Raw genomic sequence first — 2207 nt, forward strand, 5'->3', positions numbered from 1 at the left:
CACAAATCCGACCGCGCTGGCGAGTCGGAGGCTTGACTGGAGGAGGGGAGGTGGTAGAACTATCGAAAGCGTGCTGAGTCGGTCGGATTGGGTGTGCTGAGACGTTCTGCAAATAAATGTTCCGCTCCCTGTTACGCATGATAAACGGTCATCGCAAGCCGCTCTATTGCGAGTCGGAACAGGACGGATTCCGAGTTGTAATCAGCATCGGGCGTGAAGTGCGCGGGGCAAGCGACATAGCGAATTTGTTCTCAAGTCAGGTCGCGAAGATTTGGCCGGATCTCTTCTCAACCATGAAGGGCGGATTTGATGACTACGGCCACTCTGATGAATTTCCCCCTGCGATGTTTTTCATGCATGTTGGGCGAACCACACCGGATGTTTACATGGGCAAGGAGAGTAGTTACCATGCGAGATTCGAGTTTGAGCGAGAGAAGTTTAGCCACACACTTCCATTTTACGATTTCTTCTTGGACGACAATCTGCGTACCGTTCACCACCAACCTGTATTCTAACAACAAGCAGAACAAGGCGTGTCAGCTAAGTCCGACCGCGCTGGTGGGTGACTTATTTTCTGGCCATATGTTGGTGTTTTGGCTTCGATGAAGGTGTGCGGAGGCGGTCGGCCTAGCTGCACTTGAACGTTAGCCTGAAAAAGGAATCCTCTATGAATGCGCCGCTTGAAACCTATAAGATTCTTCTGGACGGGCGCTGGGCTCTCAAGGACTTGACTGACTTTACCCGAGTCTACTATCAAAATTACGCCTTCATCTATTGTCTCGATACGCAAGCGAGCTTGGACACCGTCAGCCAGATCCAAGAGGTGTTACGCGAATACGAGCTGAGGTCCGGAGCAACGTATGTAAGCATCTACGGGATTTTTCGACATCGAATCCCTCCAGAAGACAGACCGGATGTAAAATCCATCAAATACGCATCGCCTGGGTGGATGGAATTGGCTCTCGATTCAGAAGTGGCTGTTGAAGTCGCGAAATCAGTGGCAGCACTTATTGGCGCAGGAGCAACTCTGGCAGGTTCATACAGAGGCCTTCAGGAGGTATTCTCTGCTCTCCGAGAACGCAGGAAGGCTAGGAAAAATCGCCTGCTGCAGTTGGATGCCGAAGAGGTGGCCATAGTCCAGAAGTTGAATAAGGATCTGGCCAAGGGGCTTGGTTTTAAGAGCCTGAAGGAATTGGACAAGTATACCAAAGATCCAGAAGAGAGTTCTAAGCTTTTGATGGCTCACTATCGGCGTGTTAAGCAGATGGCAAAGTTTGTCGACGATGGTAAGGCCTCATTTCCGATCGAAGAAGGCTAACAATGCGCAGCACCACAAATCCGACCGCGCTGGCGAGTCGGAGATTGACGGGAGGAGGGAACGTGGTAGAAGTAGCGAAAGCGCGCTGAGTCGGTCGGATTGGGTGTGCTAAAACGTTAGCCTGAAAGATGAACGAACCGGATTTCACCGCAAAATGGGTTCTCCCGTTCTACCGTAAGATTGGTCGTTTCCGCACTAATGAAGACGAATTGGTGAGTAACTACCTTCGCGTTTCGAGTGAACTGACACCGCAGGTCGTTCAAACCTTGTTTTCCGAGCCGAATTGGAGACACCGAAGCACTGCTGCATGGTTCACAGCAATACGAGGTTGGACTGACTTCGAAGAGGAGATCATCGAATACCTCCTTCTATGTGAGCTTTGCTATGAAGGGGGAGGTTTTCTTCTTTCTTTGGCATCGTTAGCCACTCCAAATTCGGTTCGAGGTGTAACGAACTACTTGGATAGGTATTTAGTGGAGCGTGATCCATATGGTAGTCAGGCGGATGGCATGCACGCGCTTAAGTGGCTCGACCTCAAGAATGGGACGGCATTATTTCCTAAGTACGAACCGAGATGGATTGATTTCTGTGCGGAGCGCTCCCGTCCACTCGACGAGACCCGATTTTTCTCAAACCTTAGGACAATCGAGCGTTTCCAGAGGGGCTAACAATGCGCAGCACCACAAATCCGACCGCGCTGGCGAGTCGGAGGCTTGACTGGAGGAGGGGACGTGATAGAACTAGTAAAAGTGCGCTGAGTCGGTCGGATTGGGTGTGCTAGAACGTTCGGCAAAAAAATCCGCATGGCATCGAAACCTCCAGTGATTCCCTTCGTTCCGAAGTCAACTTCGTTTCTGAAGCCGGGAATGTTCTGGGATATCCCTCTTCG

3 protein-coding genes are annotated in these 2207 nt (G+C 50.9%); all 3 read left to right on the forward strand.

Annotation, left to right across the window (positions count from 1 at the left end; genetic code table 11):
• The first annotated feature begins 137 nt into the window (after nt 1–137).
• A complete protein-coding gene (locus IE099_RS20470; RefSeq protein WP_194598413.1) occupies nt 138–515 on the forward strand; it encodes a hypothetical protein in 378 nt (125 codons plus the stop codon).
• Between the two features lie 152 nt (nt 516–667).
• Nucleotides 668–1318: a hypothetical protein gene (locus IE099_RS20475; protein ID WP_189574655.1), complete on the forward strand. Its 651-nt coding sequence runs from the start codon at nt 668–670 to the stop codon at nt 1316–1318.
• Nucleotides 1319–1446: 128 nt separating this feature from the next.
• Nucleotides 1447–1986, forward strand: coding sequence for a DUF6000 family protein (locus tag IE099_RS21180; RefSeq protein ID WP_189574657.1), 540 nt, complete (start codon nt 1447–1449; stop codon nt 1984–1986).
• Nucleotides 1987–2207 lie beyond the last annotated feature (221 nt).

The sequence above is a fragment of the Roseibacillus persicicus genome (assembly GCF_014651675.1).
Classification (GTDB): Bacteria; Verrucomicrobiota; Verrucomicrobiia; order Verrucomicrobiales; family Akkermansiaceae; genus Roseibacillus; species Roseibacillus persicicus.

Coding starts and splice junctions, on each gene's coding strand:
- IE099_RS20470 (WP_194598413.1), top strand. CDS start 138: ATGATAAACGGTCATCGCAAGCCGCTCTATTGCGAGTCGGAACAGGAC.
- IE099_RS20475 (WP_189574655.1), top strand. CDS start 668: ATGAATGCGCCGCTTGAAACCTATAAGATTCTTCTGGACGGGCGCTGG.
- IE099_RS21180 (WP_189574657.1), top strand. CDS start 1,447: ATGAACGAACCGGATTTCACCGCAAAATGGGTTCTCCCGTTCTACCGT.